Origin of the sequence: Aestuariibius sp. HNIBRBA575, assembly GCF_040932005.1 — a bacterium.
GTDB lineage: Bacteria > Pseudomonadota > Alphaproteobacteria > Rhodobacterales > Rhodobacteraceae > CANLNM01.
In genome coordinates this window covers 1,220,903-1,239,849 of record NZ_CP162414.1, presented here as the reverse complement: position 1 = coordinate 1,239,849, position 18,947 = coordinate 1,220,903, and the positions used below count along the sequence as shown (strand labels likewise).

Sequence of the window (18,947 nt, the reverse complement as noted above, 5' to 3'; positions counted from 1 at the left end):
CTAACGGTTTCAGAGGCGAAGAAAAGAGCCAGAAAGGCGCAGTTGATGACGAAAACCGACCCGATGTCTGATCCCTGCCCCCATTGTCCGCGTCCCAAGGATGTTTTGGCAGCAATAGGATTGCTCACGCGATTGCCGATTTCGGTGGACACAGATCAGGCGCAGGCCCGCGCGGCGATTGCGCCCTGGGCCTATCCGTTGGTTGGGCTGGTTGTGGGGGGGCTGGCAGCTGTGATGGGGTATATTGCCCTTTGGTTTGACATCTCGCCGACCATCACAGCCGGTTTGGCCGTGGTGGTGATGATTGTCGTCACCGGCGCCCTACACGAAGACGGGCTGGCCGATACCTGTGATGGCCTATGGGGGGGCTGGGATCGTGAACGGCGGCTTCAGATCATGAAAGACAGCAAAATCGGCACCTATGGCGTGTTGGGTTTGATCCTTTCGGTCATTCTACGCTGGGCTGGGTATATGGCCTTGATCGAGGTGGGGTTTTTGTGGGCGGTTTTGCTATTGGTCCCAATGATCAGCCGCGCACCAATGGTGGTTTTGATGGCGACCCTCCCGCATGCGCGCACCACAGGTCTAAGCCATTCTGTGGGACGCCCGGTCTGGCAAATCGCCGTGCTGGCATGTGTGACGGCTGCAATACTGGGGTTGGTGATCTGGCCAGCCAAGATGTTGGCGATCTGCGTGGTTTTGGCGATCTGCACCTTTGGCATCGCGAAATTGGCCCGGGCAAAAATAGGAGGCCAAACCGGGGACATTTTGGGCGCGTCCCAACAGATTAGTGAAATTGCCGTTCTTTTGGTATTGGTAACAACGGTTTAATCCTTCAACAGCCCATCGCATCCTGCATGGATGCATCGCTGTAAAGCCCCAAATCTTGGGTTGTGAACTGATTTTCGCCGTATTGCACGGCCAGCAATCGGGTCCAGTCCGCAGAGGCCAAAATGATTTCCGGATCAGAGCCGCATTCGCGAATGCCGCCGATGATAAACCTATCGCCAAATCGGTGGTTGGTCACACCGCGCATCGACGCTTCGGGGACCAGTTCCCAATCGTCGCCATTTACCCGAACCTCTAGAATACGCAGGGTTTTTGCCAGATGCGGGCGATCCACATAGGCAATTTCCATAACCCCGTCCCCGTCAATATCCGCAGCCCCCGCGATGGCCAGCCAGCGGTTGCGCGTACCAATCGGGTCGATTTCGGCCACAACGGCCACAGTCGAGCCAAGCGGATGATCCGCCGTTTCAACCTCGGACCAGATCCGGATCGCTGCGCCGGTTTGGAACCTGGACACCACGGTGATGATCTCTGGGTTTCCATCGCTGTTCAAATCCACCAGCCGCGGGGCTGTATCTTCGTAAACGGCGTTATGCGCAGCGGTGCCCAGCACACGGCCATCGGATAGATGCACCTCAAGTCCGGCATATTCGCCGCCCTCAACCGCACCGTGGCCATAGACATTTGTGACGTCACGATACTGGGCGGCTGTGATATCTGCCTGCGCCCCAAGCGGGCCAAGCGCGCAAAATACAGCCGCCAGAACCCGCATCAAATTTGCTTTTCTGGCATATTCACGATCAGGCCATTCAGGTCATCCGTAACCTTTAGCTGACAGGTCAGTCGCGACCGCGCTGTGTCGGGCTCAAAGGCGAAATCCAACATGTCCTCTTCCATGGCGTCCTTGGCGGGCAATTTGTCGACCCAGGATGCATCCACATAAACGTGGCAGGTGGAACAGGCACAGGCGCCGCCGCAATCGGCTTCGATGCCGGGAATGCCATTGTCACGTGCGCCTTCCATCACTGTCAGCCCATTGGCCACTTCGACGACATGCTCTTTGCCACCATGCTCGATATACGTAATTTTTGCCATTTCTTGGTCCTCATCGATCTTTGTCCAACCCTATCTATTGCGCCCGACGCTTTGGTGCCAGTCCCCAGATCGCAGAATATGCGCCATTTGCGACACGGAGCCGTGATCGGCAATTGCGCAGGCTATCAGTGGACCGCAATCTGCGCTAATTTCAACAAAACCCGCAAAGGGACCCTTTTGGGATCAAGGCCGAGCATGAACGTTAAAACCTTTCTTTTCCCTGCCCTGTTTGGGGTGTTGGGTTGTGTGGACGCAACCGATGTCGGGCGCGTGGCGCCGGATGCGGATGGCGGGATTATTTATCAGGGCACAGATGGGCTGTGCTACGGCAAAGAAATCAGCCCCGCCGTGATAGAAACGGTCACCGAACAGATCATTGTGCAGCCTGCGGTGATTGATACGGATGGATCGGTGCGATCCCCGGCGGCCTATCGGACCGTCACCCATCAACGGATATTGCGCGAACGCCGCGAAATCGAATTCGAAGCCGTTTGCCCCAATGTTTTGACGGTCGAATTTGTCGGATCCCTGCAGCGGGCTCTGCATGTGCGGGGCGGTTATTCTGGCCCCATCACCGGGGTGATGGATGCGCGCACAGCCCGTGCGTTGCGGGATTGGCAGGCAGCACGGGGCGGTCCGCGTTCGTCGGTCTTGTCGATTGCGACAGCGCGCGATTTGGGCTTGGTGGCCTTGAACCAAGAGCAGCTAAACGAATAAGGGCGCCCAACGGCGCCCCCATATCTGTTTGATTGTGTTGACGCTTATTCCGTCAGGCTCAGCGCCACAAACCGTGGGTCCCCACCGCGACGAACCAACAACAGGATCGACTTGCGCCCGGCATCTCGGGCTTCGAGGACACGATCCTCAAAGTCATCGATCGCCACGACCGCGATTTGCCCGGCTTCGGTGATGACATCGCCAGCCAGCAATCCCTTTGAGGCTGCTTCTGATTCTGCATCAATTGCCGTGATCACCACGCCTTCTTGGCTATCGGCCAGGCTGAATTGTTCCATCAATTCGGGGGTGATTTCGGACAGGGTCAATCCCAACAGGTTGGTTGTGCCTGGATCTTCTTGTGGGGTTTCTTCTTCGACAGGAAAGGCAGCCGCTTCGGCGGTTTCGCGACGGCCAAGCGTCACGGTCATTTCTTTCAGCTCACCAGAGCGCAAAATGATCACCGGCACGTTTTTACCAACCGGTGAATTCCCAACGATCCGCACCAATTCGCGGGTGTCAGCAACGTCATGACCATCAAAGGTCACAATCACATCCCCGGCTTCCAGACCGGCATCTTTGGCCGGGCCATCTGGCACATCGGTGATCATCGCGCCCAATGCTTCGGACAGACCATCAACGGCATCAACCATATCCGGAGTCACATCCTGAATGCGCACGCCCAGCCAACCACGGCGGGTTTCACCAAATTCACGCAATTGATCAACCACATTGGTGACAACCGCAGATGACATGGCAAAGCCGATGCCGATGGACCCCCCATTGGGGGATAGAATCGCGGTGTTCACACCAATGACGTCGCCGTCCATGTTGAACAATGGCCCGCCGGAATTGCCCCGGTTGATCGCCGCATCGGTCTGAATGTAATCATCATAGGTCCCCGATAGGGCCCGGTTGCGCGCAGATACGATCCCGGCAGACACCGAAAACCCCTGCCCCAACGGGTTGCCCATGGCCATAACCCAATCGCCAACGCGGGCGCCAACTGCATCACTGTCGCCAAATTCAACAAATGGCAGATCCTCGGCATCGACCTTGAGCACGGCGATATCGGTATTGGGGTCCGTGCCGATCAATTCAGCGGGCAGTTCTTCGCCCGAAAAGAATTCGATCAGGATTTCATCGGCGCCTTCGATGACGTGGTTGTTGGTCACGATGAACCCATCCGCTGAAATCACAAACCCTGATCCCAACGCAGAAGACCGCCGCGGGCTGCCTTCGCCATCGTTAAAGAAATCCTCAAATGGGGACCCGTCCGGGACCAGCCCCTGCGGCCCTGTGCGGCCCGCCACGATGGTCGATGTGGTGATATTCACCACAGATGGGCTGACATCTTCGGCCAGATCAGCAAATGTCGCGGGCCGATCTTGGGCCGCGGCTGACATCACCATAGCAAGCAACAGGACCGCACTGATGAACAGCGCAGAAAATGCCTGTAACAGGCGCGAATTGGTCTGAGTTTTTGCGAGTGCAATCGCCTTTGACGACACGGGTGTTCTCCTTCGTCTGTGCAACATCACGCCGGGACCGATTGGTCCGGTTGGTCTGAGTTTGTATGTAGGGCGTCCGAGTTGCAACAAAAAGCCCCACACATATTTTCAAGTGGATGTGAACAAAGGTGACCCTTAACGCGCGCAAAGGAAAGATTTCGTTAACTACGTTTTTTGTCAGCGGCGCGGCCACGGGCAAAAACCTGCCGAAAGCCCAATAAAAAAGGGCTGACACGCAGATCAGCCCCCTTGATTTTCAGTCGAAACTTGGAATTTCTATTGGTCAGCGGCGCTAACATTGCTTTCGCCTGCCGTGTCAGCCCCCTTCAAATAATTGAAGAATTCATTGTCTGGTGACAATACCAGAGTGGTCGACTCTGAACGCAGGGCGGAATTGTAGGCAATCATCGACCGGTAGAATTCAAAGAATTCCGGGTCCGCACCAAACGCTTCGGCAAAGATACGGTTGCGTTCACCATCCGCTTCACCGCGTGTGATCAAGGCTTCGCGGCGCGCTTCTGAGCTTAGCTCAATCGCAGTCCGGTCTGCGGCGGCTTCGATCCGTTGCTGGGCCTCACGACCACGGGCGCGCAGATCGGCGGCTTCTTGGTCCCGTTCGGCAATCATCCGTGCGAATGTCGCTGTTTGGTTTTCCGGTGGCAAATCGGTGCGTTTCAGACGCACGTCGATGATCGACAGACCCAAGTTTTCGGCCCGACCATTGGTACGATCGCGAATACGTTCCATCAACGCGGCACGATCTGTGGACAGGATATCGTTTGACGAAACCGACCCCAGAACCTGGCGAATGCCATCATCCAGAATGCGATCCAATGACCGGTTTGAGTTGGCCTGACCACCAGCACCCACCGCTTGACGGAACTTGGTCACGTCTTCGATCCGGTACCGCGCAAAGGCGTCAACGATCAAAATACGCTGATCTTCTGGTGTGACCCGGATCGGGGCCAAATCACGGCTCAGAATTTGGTCGCTATAGGTGACAACTTCGTCAACCAACGGCATCTTAAACGCCAAACCGGGGGATTCCTGAACGGAAATCACGCGGCCAAAACGCAGTACCAACGCCTTTTCGCGTTCGTCGACAATAAAGATCGACGACAAGGCGCCAACCACGATAACCGCCAGAACTGGCAGAATAAATACGGAACGGCGCATTAGTTTGACCCTCCTGAGCGGCGAAGTTCATTCAAAGGAAGGTAAGGCACAACGCCCTGACCACCAGCGGCATCGTCCAGCAGGATGATGTCCACTTCGCCAAAGACAGATTCCATGGTTTCCAGATAGATCCGTTTGCGGGTCACTTCTGGGGCCAGCAGATATTGTTCCAAAACTGCTGTGAACCGCGACGCTTCACCCAGCGCGTTGTTCACTACTTCGGCGCGGTACCCTTCGGCTGCCTCAAGGATCGAGGCCGCTTCACCACGGGCCTCAGCGACCACACGGTTGGCATAGGCTTCGGCGACGTTTTGCAAACGCGACCGTTCTTGTTCGGCGTTTTGAACATCGCGGAAAGCGTCAAACGGTGATTTGCGTTCACTGCGACCGTCGGAATTGGTCACTTCGACCTGAATGTCGGGCGCTTCGGCTTTGTTAAAGTTCACACGCACGATGTTCACACCACTTTCGTATTCGTCCAACGTTTGTTGGATCAAAACCCGAAGCCGGTCTGCAATCGCGCCCCGGTTGGTGTTCAAAATAGGCGTCAATTCTGATTGGGCGATGATTTCACGCATCGCGGATTCCGCAACCGCCTTAATCGTGGTTTCGGGATCGTCCAGCGTAAACAGGTATTGATCCGGGGCAACGATGTTCCACACAACCTGGAAATCGATGTCGACGATATTTTCGTCCCCCGTCAGCATCAAACCCGCATCAATGCCGGTATTAGATGTGCCGATATCGATCCGTTGTTCCTGCGTTACGGACACTTTTTCATATGTGACCAACGGCCAAGGCGCAAAGTTCAGACCCGGTTCGCCAATTTGCGAAAACGTGCCCAAAAACAATTCCACGGATTTTTCTTCGGGTTTGACGGTGTAAACCGACGCCGCTGTCCACAGGCCTGCGGCCACCAACAGGCCCAGACCAACAGTGCCTTTGGTCAATGCAGGGCCATTTTGCCCGCCACTGCCACCGCCGCCGGGGCGACCATTGTTGCCACCGCCATTGCCGCCGCCCATCAGAACGCGCAATTGTTCGCGGCCTTTGTTTACCAGCTCGTCAATTTCCGGGATCTGCGGACCTTCGCCCTGACCCGGACGTCGGTTGCCATTGTTATCGGGCCGGTCGTCATCATCACGCCCTCCTGATCCGTTATTTCCGCCGCCGCCCCAAGGGCCACCATTGTTTCCTGCCATCTGGCTATTCTTCCTCGTCTGCGCCCAAAACGGGCCCTTCACATGAATGTGTACCTGATTTCTACAAAATCAAGTCGCTTCAAGTTGACCGTACCGGTTCCTTCATTGTGACCAATTCTTCGGACATGGTGGGATGAACTGCAACCGTGCGATCGAAATCTTCTTTGGTTGCGCCCATTTTTACTGCAATTCCGGCCAATTGGATCAATTCACCCGCCGCTGGCGCCACAATGTGACAGCCCAGAACCTTGCGGGTGGCTTTGCTGACGATCAGTTTCATCAGCACTTTGTCCGCTTTGTCGGCAAACATGGTTTGCATAGGACGGAATGATGTGGCGTAAACCTCGATCGGTTCGAGATCGGCGGCGTCTTCTTCGGACAGGCCAACAGTGCCAAATTCCGGCTGTGTGAACACGGCCGATGGGATCAGATCGTGATCCACAGGCGTAGGGTTGCCGTTAAACACCGTTTCAACAAAGGCCATGCCTTCGCGGATCGCAACTGGTGTCAGGTTCACCCGGTTGGTGACATCGCCAATCGCATAGATCGACGGCACGCTGGTTTGGGAATAGGCGTCGACCTTAATAGCGCCGCGTTCCACGGCCACGCCCGCATCCTCTAGCCCCAGACCTGTGATATTTGGCGCGCGACCCGTGGCATACATGACCAGATCGTAAACGTCGTCTGCGCCATCTGTATTGCACACTTTGATCGGACCATGAGTACCGTATTCAGGTGGCAGAATATCATGTTCGCCAACCCGCTCCATGCTGGTCACATTGACGCCCAGCCGCAGATCGATGCCGTTTTCCTGCATATGGGTGGCGATCAGGCCGCGGGCCTCTTCGTCAAAGCCGCGCAGGATTTGCGCACCGCGATAAAACTGCGTAACTTCGACACCTAACCCGTTCAGGATACAGGCAAATTCTGACGCGATATAACCACCGCCCACGATCAGCACCTTTTTGGGCAGCCGTGTCATCTGAAAAATTTCGTTGGATGTGATCGCCAGTTCGGACCCTTTGAATTCGGGAACCGTCGGCGTTCCACCTGTCGCAATCAGGATATGTTTGGCGCTGATCACTTTGCCATCGGCCAGACGGACAGAATGGGCATCCACCACTTCAGCGCGGCTGTCAAAAAACGTCACGCCTGAATTGTCCAGCAGACGTCCATAGATGCCTTCTAGGCGGTCCAGTTCGGCGTGTAATTTGGAGCGAAACCCGCCCCAGTTAAAGTCACCGATCTGCATGTCCCAGCCATAGGCGCGGGCTTCTTCGGCGAAACCGGGATATTCGGACGCAAACACCATCAGTTTTTTCGGCACGCAGCCCCGGATCACACAGGTGCCGCCCAGACGGTATTCTTCGGCCAGTGCCACTTTGGCGCCTTGGGATGCCGCCACCCGGCCCGCGCGCACGCCGCCAGAACCACCACCAATTACAAAAAGGTCAAAATCATAGGTCATGTATTAATCCGCAATGTCGCTAAAGAGGTTATCATTCTCGAGGAAGTCTACTTTGGATTCCTCAACAGTTCCCTCATTAATGTCGCGCACCTCAACCTTGCCATCCCCATGGCCGATCACAACTGCGTCACAAATATCGATAAACAGACCGTTTTCGACAATGCCGGGGATCTGGTTCAGCACCAGACTTAGTTGGCGGGCATTGCCAATCCGGTTTAGATGCAGGTCCAGAATGTGGTTGCCTTCGTCGGTGATGAACGGCACGTCACCATTCATACGCAGCGATGTCGTGCGGCCCAGAACATCCATGCCAATCAATGTTTCTTCGACCAGCGTTTTGGTGGTCTGCCAGCCAAAGGGGATCACTTCGACGGGCAATGGGAATGCGCCCAGCGTTTCAACCTGTTTGCTGGCATCGGTGATCACCACCATCTGATCGCTGGCCGTGGCCACAACTTTTTCCTGCAAATGCGCACCACCGCCGCCTTTGATCAGGTTGAGGTTGGCATCAAATTCATCCGCGCCATCAATGGTCAGATCCAACCAACGTGCCTCATCCAGGCTGATCACTTCGATCCCGACTTCGCGGGCCAGATCGGCGGTGCGGGTTGACGTAGGCACGCCTTTGATCCGCAACCCTTGGTCGCGCACCATTTCACCCAGACATTTCACCAGCCAAGCCGCCGTGGACCCGGTGCCCAACCCCACTTTCATACCGTCTTCGACATATTCTGCAGCCCGTTTGGCAGCAGCAAATTTCGCCTTGTCGATGGGGGACAATTCTCCGGACATGGGGCAGCTCCTTGGTCTTGTGTTGTTTCGCGTGTCCTGCGTTGCGGGGGTTATAACAGGTTCGCACTATTCTACGAGGGGCATTGGCAAAAGTTTCATCGATATCCAATGACACTTTATCTATGAACAAACGCAAAAGAGCGGCACAATAGACCGCTCTTTGTTTTTTTGATGTGGCTGCACTCAGGACATGCGTTTGCGACGCATACCAACAAACCCAAACAACGCCAGTCCCCCCGCCATCAATGGCAGGCCAGCGGGCACCGGAACGGCTGGCAGTTCGGTATGAAAATACCGTGTGCTGGCGCTGGTAATCGCATCGCCAGAACAGCTGGGACCGCAATTGTTAACACTGTCATAAAGCGCCAGATGCGACATCCATGCGCCCCCAGAGGCAAGCCGTGCCTCAAATGAGAAATTGACCGTAAATGGCCCGCCCATTTCAGCCACGGTTTGAGGGCTGCCAACACCGATCAGCCCAATCGTGCTTGGGTCAATCCAGTTTTGGCCCGTTGAAATGAAGGCCGTGAACCGGGTTTCAATGGCATGAATCCCATCAAAACGATGCCAATTCCCAAGCCCGGTCCAGACGGCGGTGCTGGTTCCCAGACCTGACGCCAGCGACAATGGGCTGGTCCGACCGTCCATGCCCGACGCAATCGGGTCAAACGTAAACCAAGCCTGGTCAAACTGCGACGGATCGGTGGCCGGAAGGTTCCATGTCCGAACCCCTGTCGCCGCACCTACGCCACTAGAGCTAAACGTGATCCCCCCCGGGAACGTGCCAAAAGTGGTTTCTATGACCGTGGCGTTCGCAGGCGCCGCCGCCACCATTATGAATGACAAAAAACCAGTTAAAATCGTCAGAAACTTATGCATCGTAATCCCCCCAAAATAATTCGGTTGGACAGCAATCAATGATGTATCTTTAGTTAGTCTTTACCATAAATCGGCGTCCAACTTTCAAAATCGGCCCCCCGAAACAGGCGGCCATGTGGTCAATATTGAAACATTTGCCATATCCGATCAAGTGAACCAAAAGGCACTGAACCGGGCCTGATGATCTAAAACAGGTCAACCTATATGGACCAAAACCCCTTATTTTTCTTATCGTCCAGTCTGCTACCCCCAATAGAACATCGCCCGCGGCCATCGATCCCGCCGCTGTCAGACGGGCCATAAATCCCGGCTTTTTCTGCTTTTCATCCGGCTTTATGACCTTGCTAAACCTGCCGCTACGTGTTTCCGATAGGAAACGTCGCTTTTGACACTCTTTGATTCTGCATCTGCCTTTAAGCAATGGCAAAAGGACAGCTTTTCGCTTCTTTCTGGGGGTTTCCATGACCTATCGACTTCATTATGCGCCGGACAATGCGTCGCTGATCATTCGAATGGTCCTGCTGGAAATGAAGGTCCCGTTTGACGTCACATTGGTCGATCGCCGCCAGAATGCACAGAATTCTCCCAATTATAGAATGCTCAATCCCAATGGGTTGATCCCGGTTCTGGAAACCCCGTCAGGTCCGATTTTCGAAACCGGGGCGATTTTATTGTGGCTTTCGGAAACCCACGGTCAAATGGCCCCTCAATCGGGATCACCAGAGCGGGCCAATTTTCTGAAATGGTTGTTTTTTAACTCAAACACCCTGCATGCGGGGCTGCGGATGCTGTTTTATCCAGAAAAATACGCAGGTCCGGCGGCCACAGATCCATTGCGCAACCAGATGCAATCCGCGTTGCGCGACCATTTGAAAACGCTCGATGGGTTGGCCGCTCAGAAACCGGAGTGGTTTGGCGGCGAACACCCATCCGTGCTGGATGTCTATATCTGCGCCTGTTTGCGGTGGATGGCGATTTATCCCAAAGGCCAGACGATGTGGTTTACGCTGACGGATTATCCGGCTCTGGCCGATCTGGCCGCCAGATTGCAAACCCGGCCCAGCGCATTGATCACCGCCCAAGCCGAGGGCTTAGGCCTCACGATATTCACCAACCCCACCTATTGCAGTCCCCCAGAAGGAAGCCCAACCTGATGTTTCTATCGGTTTTCGACATGTTCAAAGTGGGCGTCGGCCCGTCATCATCCCACACGATGGGTCCAATGGTTGCGGCAGCCCGGTTTCTGGATCATCTGCGTGCACAGCCGTTTCGGGTTTATGGCGTCAGGGCGACGTTATATGGGTCGCTGGCCTTTACCGGGGTGGGCCATGCCACGGATCGCGCCACGATTTTGGGTCTGTCCGGGTTTCTGCCCGACACCTATGACCACGACAAAGCCGAAGCCGAACTGGCGCGATTGGCCGCGGACCACCATGTCACCCCCGACGGGCTGGAACAGCTGGCCTTTCACCCCAAAGAGGACGTGATTTTTGACTACGGCCCCGCCCTGCCCGGTCATGCCAATGGGATGATCCTGCACGGGCTGGATGCCCAAGGCGATGAAATCGTCACCCAGACTTATTTTTCGATCGGCGGCGGGTTCGTTCTGACCCAAGAGGAACTGGCGCAGGGCGAAGACGTGGATCACGGCCCCACTATCCCGTTTCCGTTTCACACCGCAGCCGAAATGTTGGACATGGCGGCTAAGTCAGGCAAATCCATCGCGCAGATGAAACGTGCCAATGAATTGGCGCGCATGCCGGGGGCGGATTTGGATGCGGGGCTGGCGCGGATTTGGCAGGTGATGAATGCCTGTATTGATCGCGGGCTGGTTTCGGATGGCATTCTGCCCGGTGGGCTGAATGTGAAACGCCGCGCCAAGGGCATCCATGACGCGCTTGAGGCAGAGCGCGGCCTGAACCTATCCGCCCCCCACACCATCAACGATTGGATGTCGACCTATGCGATGGCGGTGAACGAAGAAAACGCCGCCGGGGGGCAGGTTGTCACGGCTCCGACCAATGGGGCGGCGGGCGTTGTGCCTGCGGTGATCCGGTATTGGCTGGATCATGTGCCCGGAGCAGTTGCGTCCAAAGTGCCCGAATTCCTGCTGACGGCGGCGGCCATTGGCGGGTTGATCAAATATAACGCGTCAATTTCCGGTGCGGAATGCGGCTGTCAGGCCGAAGTCGGATCTGCCAGCGCCATGGCAGCGGCCGGATTATGTGCGGTGATGGGCGGCAGCGTGGCCCAAGTGGAAAACGCTGCCGAAATTGCGCTGGAACATCATCTAGGCATGACGTGTGATCCGGTGCGTGGGCTGGTTCAGGTTCCTTGCATCGAACGCAACGGGCTGGGTGCAATCAAAGCGGTATCCGCCGCGTCGCTGTCGTTGCGCGGCGATGGCACCCATTTGGTGCCACTGGATGCCGCCATTGAAACCATGCGCCAGACCGGAGAAGACATGAGCGAGAAATACAAAGAAACCGCCTTGGGCGGCTTGGCAGTGAATGTGCCAAATTGCTGATTATCTGCGGTTTTCAGCCCACAAAAACATAACGGCGATCTGGGCTTGTGTCGGCGGTATTGGCCAGTAGGGTTGCGCGATGACACACAATGATCGCCCCCTTCTTGGCATTGGTTTGATGCTGCTGTTTTGCCTGTTTGCCCCAATGGGCGACGGGATGGCCAAATATCTTGGGCCGTATGTTGCCCTGAGCACGTTAATCCTCACCCGGTTTGCGGTGCAGGCGGCAATCCTCACCCCGATGCGGTGGTCGCAATTGCGCGTGGATTGGCGGCTGAACAGGCTGATCATTGCGCGGTCCATTTTGCAAATTGGCGGCATTGGCGCGATGTTTCTGTCTCTGCGCTATTTGCCTATTGCCGATGCGGTGGCCATCGCCTTTGTTATGCCGTTCCTGATGTTGTTGCTGGGGAAATACGTTTTAGGAGAAGAGATCGGCCCACAGCGATTGGGGGCTTGTGGGGTTGGTTTCATTGGAACGTTGTTGGTCATTCAGCCCAACTTTGCTCAAGTGGGTCTGCCGGCGCTGTTGCCCCTTTGCGTGGCGGTGATTTTTGCCTTGTTCATGATGATCACCCGCCAGATTGCCAAAGAGGTTGATCCCATCGCATTGCAGGCTTTGACCGGATTATACGGTCTGCCCATTTTGATCCCGCTGGTTTGGATGACCCCCGATGCAATACCGGATACCTCATTTATGTGGCATTTGTTGGTATTGGGATTGCTGGGCACGTTGGGGCATTTGGCCATGAGCTGGTCGCTGCGTTATGCCCCGGCCTCTACGTTGGCGCCGATGCAATATCTGGAAATCCCGATCAGCGCGCTGGTGGGTTGGGTGTTCTTTTCAGATTTGCCCAATGGCCTGGCTGCGTTGGGGATTGTCATTACAGTTGGCGCCGGGATTTATATTATTCTGCGCGAACGGGCCATTGCGCGCCGCCCCGCTGTGCCAACAGCCCCATAATCGCCACCCGCAACGCGGATCGGGGCAGGATCACCAAGAGCGATGGGGTATCGACGCTCAGATCGACAGGGCCCGTGGCGGCATTGGATGTGCCGACACGTCCATCGGGGGCCAAATCCAAATCCTCAACCGGCCATTGTAACCCGGTCGCATTGGCACGCACCTCAGCCATTGGAAACAACGACACCAACGACCCAGCAGAAAGGTCCAATCGCAATTTGGGTGGAGCCACAAACACCAATGTTTCCGCGCCAACAACAATGCAGGCACGATCCGCGCGACGAACCAACGTATTCATCACCGCCAATTCATGATCAAACCGTCCGCCCGCGAATCCCAGCGCGACCACCAATGGTGCATCGATCGACCGCAGCGCTTTGTCGAAATCTGTGCTATCTTGCTCTGATATACAGTGAATGCGCCCCGATAGGGCCTGTGCGGCGTCATCTGGCAGGCTGTCCATGTCGCCAATCACCGCCTCTGGCAAATGCCCAAGCGTTAACGCCGATGCCGCGCCCCCATCCGCGGCCACCAACAAAGGCGCAAGACTTAAGACCTCGTTTACATCATCCGGGTTCAATCGCGCACCACCAACAAGTGTGATCGGCGATTCGGAAGAGACAATGATAGACTTCACCTGCGATTACCCTCTGTTTTGGAAACATGCCTTAAAGTTGACACGAAATAATACCGCCTTTTACCCGTTCTTGTTCCGGTTTTGGAACCAATCCATGGTAAACCGAACGTTGCTGGGTATGAGAGAAAGCGAGCAAGTACATGGTTGGATCAAATAAGATTCTCACCGTTTCATATGGCACATTCTCGTGCACGCTCGAAGGATTCGATGAATCTTTTGGGACAATGAAATCAATTGCGGAGTATTTCCGCGATTTAGCAGCCGATGACCGTTACTTCGGCGCTGAACCACCGACACCGGACGCAGAAATGCTGTCGCGGATCGCCGAACGTGAAATCACGCGCCGCGTCGAAGCACGCACCGAGGCAAGCGGCATTGTGCTGCGCCCCGCTGCGGCGGATGCTGTGATGCGTGGGGAACAGGCCCGTCTGAGCAATGAACAGGCAGCCACCCCTGACGCAGGTTCAACGGCAGAGACCGTGACAGAAACCGCGCCCAAACCGGGTCCGACAATCACCCGCGCAGACCAAGAAGAAACCTCCGTCAAGGTTTCTGGCAAGGTTTCTGGCAAGGTTTCCGAAACTGCGCCAGAGGGTGTTGAAACCGCAGATATCACGCCAATCCATGGGTCAGACCCCATTGCGCCCGTCAGCGCAGTGATTTCGGCCCCCGATTGGTCCGCGGATGAATTCGCCGAAGATGTTTCCGGCACTCCACAGAACACTGAAACCGGCCAAGAGATGACGGACTCTGACGTCGGCACAGCCCCCGGATCGGACGCAAAGGCGGAGGTGACTCCGTCTGCTTTGCTCGCGGCGTCTGATCCGGAGGTGCAAATTCAAGAGCCAGCTGCGGCTGCTCCGGCTGCGCCTGTACACACAGATGCGGATAGCGTGGCTGCCAAACTTCAGCGTATCCGCGCAGTTGTTGGCCGCAACGAGGCACAAACAGGTGACATTTTCACCGAAGATCTGTCCGAACCTGAAACTGTCGCACAAGACACCTCCGCAGAGGATGAGACCGCGCCAGAAACCGTCGATACGATCGAAGAAGAGATCGTAGAAGCCGCATCTGACACCGTGGACGAAGCGGTTGAAGACGCGCCAGAAGCAGCACAGGACGATACGTCAGACCAAGATGCTGTATTGGCAAATGTTCTGGCCCAAGATGCCGCAGAAAACACCGCCCCAGTAGAAGATGCCAGCGATGAACCGTCCTCTGCTCGGGTTCAAGCGCGCGTTGTGCGCATGAAAAAGTCTGACACGGACGACACAGCGGAACCCAATTCGTCTGCTGCGATTGCGTCTGTATTGGCTGGGCTCACACCTGTTGATGCGACCGAAGAAGACAACGCACCCGAAGATGACATGTCTGAATTTGAAGGCCTCGCAGCGCTTGATGGCGCTGAGGAATTCGACGACCTGATCGCATCAGACGACAAGGCAAGCCTGTCCGCCGAAGAAGAAGCCGCCCTGATGGAAGAGTTGGCCGAAGTCGAACGCGAATTGGCACCCGAAGTGGCTGAATACGTGGCTGAGGACGTGGTTGAGGATGTTTCTGAAGCCGCCGACATCGAAGACGCTGCAGAAGATGCATCTGCTGATGTTTCAGCGGCCATTGCAAATGTTGTAGCGCAGGATGTTTCTGCCGAGGGCGATCAAAGCGATGCGATCGAAGTGGCACAAACAGAAGAAACACCAGAGCAAAGCGCCGTGGCTGAGGATCAATCCGCAGATGACGCCGCTGAAGTCGAAGCTGTTGACGACGAAGCTGTAGAAGAAAGCCCGCGCCGCAACATTCTGACGGACAGCCCGCTGAATGACGAAGCATCCGTTTCCCGGATCCTGTCCGAAGCAGACGCCCAGATGAAAGAGCCAGAAGGCAATCGCCGTCGTCAGGCCATCGCACATCTGAAAGCGGCTGTTGCTGCCACAGAAGCGGCCCGTCAATTGGGTGAAAAAGCCGATGATAACGGTGAAGCGACCAATGCATTTCGCGACGATCTGGACCAAGTTGTCCGTCCTCGCCGTGCCCGTCGTCTGCAAGCCCGGACTGAACGTCCGCGCCCTGCTCCGTTGAAACTGGTGGCGTCGCAACGTGTGGATGTTCCCGCCGAAGCACCGTCAAAACCGGTTGAACCAGTCCGCCCGCGTCGGGTTCAATCGACAACGGAGCAGGACACATCGTCCAAGGAATCCAACGGGTTTGCGGAATTTGCCAACAGCGTTGGCGCGCATTCTTTGCAGGATATGCTCGAAGCGGCGGCGGCCTATCTGTCTGATGTTGAAGGCGCTGAAAACTTCTCGCGTCCGCAATTGCTGCGCAAAGTGCGCAACGCCATGGAGGCAGAACATTCCCGCGAAGACGAATTGCGGTCGTTCGGCGTCTTGTTGCGTCAGGGTCGGATCGAAAAGGTACGCAATGGTCGGTTCCAGATTTCAGACCAAATCCGGTTTCGTCAAGAACCCCGTGCCGCGCAGGGCTAACCCCCTCGCTTCACGCGCCAAACACACAAAAAAGCGGGCAGAGATTTCTCTGCCCGCTTTTTTGTGCGTCACCGAATTGGGGGACTTTACTCTTGGTCCCTTGGTGCATCCGGGTCGGCCTGACCGATCCCCATAAACACCTTTTTCAACGGGAAAATCCAACCAATCCCAAGCATGACATAAATCGGAAACTCGACCCAATTGGGCAGGCTTCCGATCCGGTTCATCACCGTTACGGCAAAAACCACATAGGCTGGCATGCCAATCAGCAAGATAAACAAAGCCAGCTTTTTGCGGGATTTATAGGTCATCAGATCAATCCGCGAACGGGTCAGTGACCAGGATCGTGTCGTCCCGCTCTGGTGATGTGGACAGCAACGCAACCGGGCAATCGATCAGTTCTTCGACGCGTTTAACGTATTTGATCGCATTGGCCGGCAAATCGTTCCAGCTGCGCGCGCCTTCGGTCGATTCGGACCAGCCGGGCATTTCTTCGTAGATCGGTTTGCACCGCGCCTGCTGATCCGCCGCTGTGGGCAAATAATCCAGCGTTTTGCCGTCCAATTCGTATCCGGTACAGATTTTCAGCGTCTCAAACCCGTCCAAAACGTCCAATTTGGTCAGTGAAATCCCGGTGACGCCGGATGTGGCGCAGGTTTGGCGCACCAAAGCAGCGTCAAACCAACCACAGCGGCGTTTGCGGCCCGTAGTCGTGCCGAATTCGTGACCGCGTTCGCCCAGACGTTGCCCATCATCGTCGTCCAATTCTGTTGGGAACGGGCCTTCTCCGACGCGTGTGGTGTAAGCTTTGACGATGCCCAGTACGTAATCGATGGATCCCGGGCCAATGCCAACACCTGTGGCGGCCTGACCTGCGATCACATTGGATGATGTCACAAAGGGATAGGTGCCAAAGTCGATGTCCAGCAGCGCGCCTTGTGCCCCTTCAAACAGGATACGTTTTCCGGCTTTGCGTTTTTCGTTCAGCACTTTCCAAACCGGGGCCGCATAAGGCAGAATCTGTGCGGCAACTTCATTAAGTTGTGCCAACAGCGCGTCGCGATCAACCGGATCAAAGCCCAGACCTTTGCGCAGCGGATCGTGATGCTGCAATGCGCGATCAACACGTGCCTCAAGCGTTGCAGGATCGGCCAGATCGGCAACACGAACCGACCGGCGGCCCACTTTGTCTTCGTATGCGGGGCCAATGCCGCGACCGGTTGTGCCGATCTTGGTGCCTTTGCTGGCAGCCTCTTCGCGGGCGCGGTCCAATTCGCCGTGGATCGGCAGGATCAGCGGCGTATTTTCCGCAACCATCAGCGTTTCTGGCGTGATTTCAACGCCTTGCGCGCGCAGCGTTTCGATTTCCTTCAACAGGTGCCAAGGATCCAGCACGACGCCATTGCCGATAACCGACAATTTACCGCCCCGCACAACGCCCGATGGCAATGCGTGCAATTTGTAAACCGCGCCATCAATGACAAGCGTGTGCCCGGCATTATGCCCACCTTGAAAACGTGCAATCACATCTGCCCGCTCAGAGAGCCAGTCGACGATTTTGCCTTTGCCTTCGTCACCCCATTGGGCGCCCACGACAACCACGTTGGCCATATTGCTGATCCTTTTGCATAAACCCGCGCCCGTATAGGCGAACCAAACGTTTAACGAAACAGCAAATTCACAGCACATTGGATGAACTGGGTTCTGGACAGGGTGAAACCGCGCAGGCATCTTGGCGCTGTGGCTGCCAGAGGATGGAATATGAGCTTTGTTTTGCGTTGGTTATTTGCGTTTGTGTTATTGGCTGCGACCTATAACCCCACCCGTTGGAATTATGTGCAATGGGTTGCGCAAAACTGGGAAACCCAAATGTCTGTGGCGGCTTTGGCGGGATTATTGCTGTTGATCGGTTACATTATCTACCTACGCGCGACGCTGCGATCCATTGGGCTGTTTGGCATGGGGCTGGTTTTGGCGCTGGTGGGTGCGATTTTGTGGGTGGCCTATGATTTTGGCTGGCTTGATCTGCAAAACCCGACGCTGAACACGTGGATTGGGTTGGTGGCCCTGTCCTTTGTGTTGGGCATCGGCCTAAGTTGGAGCCACGTGCGCCGCGCCTTATCAGGTCAATCAGACATCGATGATGTGGACGAATAAACCAGATCGGCCCGTTAAGGGTTGCGAAGGCGGGTTTCTGGTTTTAGATACACACCGTTCTATAACACCACCTGACCACAAAGGCCCCCTGAATGGAAAACGTCGTTCTAGTTATCCTGTTGATCTTCGCTCTGGCGTTGATTGCTGTCGTGCTGTTGCAGCGGTCAGAAGGGGGCGGTCTTGGAATGGGCGGCGGTGGTGGTGCCGGCGGTGGCGTGATGTCCAGCCGGTCCGCGGCGACCGCTCTGGGCAAAGTCACATGGTTTCTGGGCGCAGGCTTTATGGCGGCGTCGGTTGCGATGACCATCATTGCGGCCAATAATTCAGCAGATGGATCCGTTGTGAATGGCCTGACAGATGGTGCAGGGGTCGAACAAACCGCCCCCGTCGAAGATGGCACATCTTTGTTGCCGCCGACGGTTGATGCCAACACACCGGTTGTTCCAGCCGCTGATTGATAAAAAAGACCCCTAATCTACAACAGATTGCGGGTCTTTTTATTTGTTCAACATGATATTGCGTGTTTCGGTTGCGGGGCCGGGGCGAATCC

At 55.8% G+C, this 18,947-nt stretch carries 19 protein-coding genes; 8 read left to right on the top strand and 11 right to left on the bottom strand.

All coding sequences use genetic code 11. The annotated features are described in order from the left end of the window. The first annotated feature begins 45 nt into the window (after positions 1 to 45). Positions 46 to 831: an adenosylcobinamide-GDP ribazoletransferase gene (gene cobS, locus AB1F12_RS06300; protein ID WP_368187400.1), complete on the top strand. Its 786-nt coding sequence runs from the start codon at positions 46 to 48 to the stop codon at positions 829 to 831. 4 nt (positions 832 to 835) lie between these two features. Here cobS and AB1F12_RS06295 read toward each other — a convergent pair whose 3' ends face one another. Further along, the gene (locus AB1F12_RS06295) at positions 836 to 1,561 is read right to left on the bottom strand and encodes a VCBS repeat-containing protein (protein WP_368187399.1); all 726 of its coding nucleotides are present in this window, start codon (positions 1,559 to 1,561) and stop codon (positions 836 to 838) included. Then, entirely contained in the window at positions 1,561 to 1,884 is a 324-nt protein-coding gene (locus tag AB1F12_RS06290; RefSeq protein ID WP_368187397.1) for a 2Fe-2S iron-sulfur cluster-binding protein, read from the bottom strand. Before AB1F12_RS06290 ends, AB1F12_RS06295 begins: the two co-directional genes overlap by 1 nt. Positions 1,885 to 2,079: 195 nt before the next feature. Between AB1F12_RS06290 and AB1F12_RS06285 the strand changes: the two genes are divergently transcribed. Beyond that, a complete protein-coding gene (locus AB1F12_RS06285) occupies positions 2,080 to 2,601 on the top strand; it encodes a peptidoglycan-binding domain-containing protein (protein ID WP_368187395.1) in 522 nt (173 codons plus the stop codon). A 44-nt stretch (positions 2,602 to 2,645) separates the two neighbouring features. Here the strand turns inward: AB1F12_RS06285 and AB1F12_RS06280 are convergent, their stop codons facing one another. The 6 genes from AB1F12_RS06280 to AB1F12_RS06255 all read right to left on the bottom strand — a co-directional run bounded on the left by AB1F12_RS06280 (position 2,646) and on the right by AB1F12_RS06255 (position 9,626). Then, positions 2,646 to 4,136 carry a Do family serine endopeptidase gene (locus AB1F12_RS06280; protein WP_368188295.1) on the bottom strand — a complete coding sequence of 497 codons (1,491 nt, stop codon included), beginning with the start codon at positions 4,134 to 4,136 and terminating at the stop codon, positions 2,646 to 2,648. Positions 4,137 to 4,385: 249 nt separating this feature from the next. Continuing rightward, positions 4,386 to 5,285, bottom strand: a complete 900-nt coding sequence (gene hflC, locus AB1F12_RS06275) for a protease modulator HflC (RefSeq protein WP_368187393.1) — start codon at positions 5,283 to 5,285, stop codon at positions 4,386 to 4,388. Continuing rightward, on the bottom strand, positions 5,285 to 6,487 hold the full coding sequence (gene hflK, locus AB1F12_RS06270; protein ID WP_368187392.1) for an FtsH protease activity modulator HflK: 1,203 nt from the start codon (positions 6,485 to 6,487) through the stop codon (positions 5,285 to 5,287). The genes hflC and hflK overlap by 1 nt, the downstream gene beginning before the upstream one ends. A 79-nt stretch (positions 6,488 to 6,566) precedes the next feature. Further along, a complete protein-coding gene (gene gorA / locus AB1F12_RS06265; protein WP_368187390.1) occupies positions 6,567 to 7,955 on the bottom strand; it encodes a glutathione-disulfide reductase in 1,389 nt (462 codons plus the stop codon). Positions 7,956 to 7,958: 3 nt separating this feature from the next. Next, positions 7,959 to 8,747 carry a ribose-5-phosphate isomerase RpiA gene (gene rpiA / locus AB1F12_RS06260; RefSeq protein WP_368187389.1) on the bottom strand — a complete coding sequence of 263 codons (789 nt, stop codon included), beginning with the start codon at positions 8,745 to 8,747 and terminating at the stop codon, positions 7,959 to 7,961. Positions 8,748 to 8,930: 183 nt separating this feature from the next. Continuing rightward, complete coding sequence (locus tag AB1F12_RS06255) at positions 8,931 to 9,626, bottom strand: VPLPA-CTERM sorting domain-containing protein (protein WP_368187387.1); 696 nt, start codon at positions 9,624 to 9,626, stop codon at positions 8,931 to 8,933. Positions 9,627 to 10,087: 461 nt separating this feature from the next. Here AB1F12_RS06255 and AB1F12_RS06250 point away from each other — a divergent pair, with 461 nt between their 5' ends. The 3 genes from AB1F12_RS06250 (at position 10,088) to AB1F12_RS06240 (ending at position 13,117) form a co-directional block, all read left to right on the top strand. After that, positions 10,088 to 10,780 (top strand): glutathione S-transferase family protein, encoded by a 693-nt coding sequence (locus AB1F12_RS06250; protein ID WP_368187385.1) that lies wholly within the window; start codon positions 10,088 to 10,090, stop codon positions 10,778 to 10,780. Continuing rightward, the gene (locus AB1F12_RS06245) at positions 10,780 to 12,153 is read left to right on the top strand and encodes an L-serine ammonia-lyase (RefSeq protein WP_368187383.1); all 1,374 of its coding nucleotides are present in this window, start codon (positions 10,780 to 10,782) and stop codon (positions 12,151 to 12,153) included. The genes AB1F12_RS06250 and AB1F12_RS06245 overlap by 1 nt, the downstream gene beginning before the upstream one ends. Positions 12,154 to 12,232: 79 nt before the next feature. Then, positions 12,233 to 13,117 (top strand): DMT family transporter, encoded by an 885-nt coding sequence (locus tag AB1F12_RS06240; RefSeq protein ID WP_368187381.1) that lies wholly within the window; start codon positions 12,233 to 12,235, stop codon positions 13,115 to 13,117. Here AB1F12_RS06240 and AB1F12_RS06235 read toward each other — a convergent pair. Further along, the gene (locus AB1F12_RS06235; protein ID WP_368187379.1) at positions 13,062 to 13,754 is read right to left on the bottom strand and encodes a thiamine diphosphokinase; all 693 of its coding nucleotides are present in this window, start codon (positions 13,752 to 13,754) and stop codon (positions 13,062 to 13,064) included. The genes AB1F12_RS06240 and AB1F12_RS06235 overlap by 56 nt on opposite strands. Before the next feature lie 224 nt (positions 13,755 to 13,978). On the opposite strand from AB1F12_RS06235, the gene AB1F12_RS06230 reads away from it, so the two are divergent. Continuing rightward, the gene (locus AB1F12_RS06230) at positions 13,979 to 16,240 is read left to right on the top strand and encodes a hypothetical protein (protein WP_368187378.1); all 2,262 of its coding nucleotides are present in this window, start codon (positions 13,979 to 13,981) and stop codon (positions 16,238 to 16,240) included. An 86-nt stretch (positions 16,241 to 16,326) separates the two neighbouring features. Here AB1F12_RS06230 and AB1F12_RS06225 read toward each other — a convergent pair whose 3' ends face one another. Both AB1F12_RS06225 and AB1F12_RS06220 read right to left on the bottom strand, forming a co-directional pair. Next, complete coding sequence (locus tag AB1F12_RS06225) at positions 16,327 to 16,551, bottom strand: DUF2842 domain-containing protein (protein ID WP_368187376.1); 225 nt, start codon at positions 16,549 to 16,551, stop codon at positions 16,327 to 16,329. Between the two features lie 4 nt (positions 16,552 to 16,555). Further along, positions 16,556 to 17,851, bottom strand: a complete 1,296-nt coding sequence (locus tag AB1F12_RS06220; protein ID WP_368187375.1) for an adenylosuccinate synthase — start codon at positions 17,849 to 17,851, stop codon at positions 16,556 to 16,558. Between the two features lie 150 nt (positions 17,852 to 18,001). On the opposite strand from AB1F12_RS06220, the gene AB1F12_RS06215 reads away from it, so the two are divergent. Beyond that, positions 18,002 to 18,397, top strand: coding sequence for a DUF6524 family protein (locus tag AB1F12_RS06215; RefSeq protein WP_368187374.1), 396 nt, complete (start codon positions 18,002 to 18,004; stop codon positions 18,395 to 18,397). Positions 18,398 to 18,489: 92 nt separating this feature from the next. After that, positions 18,490 to 18,855: a preprotein translocase subunit SecG gene (gene secG, locus AB1F12_RS06210; RefSeq protein ID WP_368187372.1), complete on the top strand. Its 366-nt coding sequence runs from the start codon at positions 18,490 to 18,492 to the stop codon at positions 18,853 to 18,855. Positions 18,856 to 18,947 lie beyond the last annotated feature (92 nt).

Coding starts and splice junctions, on each gene's coding strand:
- secG (WP_368187372.1), top strand. CDS start 18,490: ATGGAAAACGTCGTTCTAGTTATCCTGTTGATCTTCGCTCTGGCGTTG.
- AB1F12_RS06280 (WP_368188295.1), bottom strand. CDS start 4,136: ATGTTGCACAGACGAAGGAGAACACCCGTGTCGTCAAAGGCGATTGCA.
- AB1F12_RS06245 (WP_368187383.1), top strand. CDS start 10,780: ATGTTTCTATCGGTTTTCGACATGTTCAAAGTGGGCGTCGGCCCGTCA.
- AB1F12_RS06285 (WP_368187395.1), top strand. CDS start 2,080: ATGAACGTTAAAACCTTTCTTTTCCCTGCCCTGTTTGGGGTGTTGGGT.
- gorA (WP_368187390.1), bottom strand. CDS start 7,955: ATGACCTATGATTTTGACCTTTTTGTAATTGGTGGTGGTTCTGGCGGC.
- hflK (WP_368187392.1), bottom strand. CDS start 6,487: ATGGCAGGAAACAATGGTGGCCCTTGGGGCGGCGGCGGAAATAACGGA.
- hflC (WP_368187393.1), bottom strand. CDS start 5,285: ATGCGCCGTTCCGTATTTATTCTGCCAGTTCTGGCGGTTATCGTGGTT.
- AB1F12_RS06225 (WP_368187376.1), bottom strand. CDS start 16,551: ATGACCTATAAATCCCGCAAAAAGCTGGCTTTGTTTATCTTGCTGATT.
- rpiA (WP_368187389.1), bottom strand. CDS start 8,747: ATGTCCGGAGAATTGTCCCCCATCGACAAGGCGAAATTTGCTGCTGCC.
- AB1F12_RS06240 (WP_368187381.1), top strand. CDS start 12,233: ATGACACACAATGATCGCCCCCTTCTTGGCATTGGTTTGATGCTGCTG.
- AB1F12_RS06250 (WP_368187385.1), top strand. CDS start 10,088: ATGACCTATCGACTTCATTATGCGCCGGACAATGCGTCGCTGATCATT.
- AB1F12_RS06220 (WP_368187375.1), bottom strand. CDS start 17,851: ATGGCCAACGTGGTTGTCGTGGGCGCCCAATGGGGTGACGAAGGCAAA.
- AB1F12_RS06230 (WP_368187378.1), top strand. CDS start 13,979: ATGAAATCAATTGCGGAGTATTTCCGCGATTTAGCAGCCGATGACCGT.
- AB1F12_RS06255 (WP_368187387.1), bottom strand. CDS start 9,626: ATGCATAAGTTTCTGACGATTTTAACTGGTTTTTTGTCATTCATAATG.
- AB1F12_RS06295 (WP_368187399.1), bottom strand. CDS start 1,561: ATGCGGGTTCTGGCGGCTGTATTTTGCGCGCTTGGCCCGCTTGGGGCG.
- cobS (WP_368187400.1), top strand. CDS start 46: ATGACGAAAACCGACCCGATGTCTGATCCCTGCCCCCATTGTCCGCGT.
- AB1F12_RS06215 (WP_368187374.1), top strand. CDS start 18,002: ATGAGCTTTGTTTTGCGTTGGTTATTTGCGTTTGTGTTATTGGCTGCG.
- AB1F12_RS06290 (WP_368187397.1), bottom strand. CDS start 1,884: ATGGCAAAAATTACGTATATCGAGCATGGTGGCAAAGAGCATGTCGTC.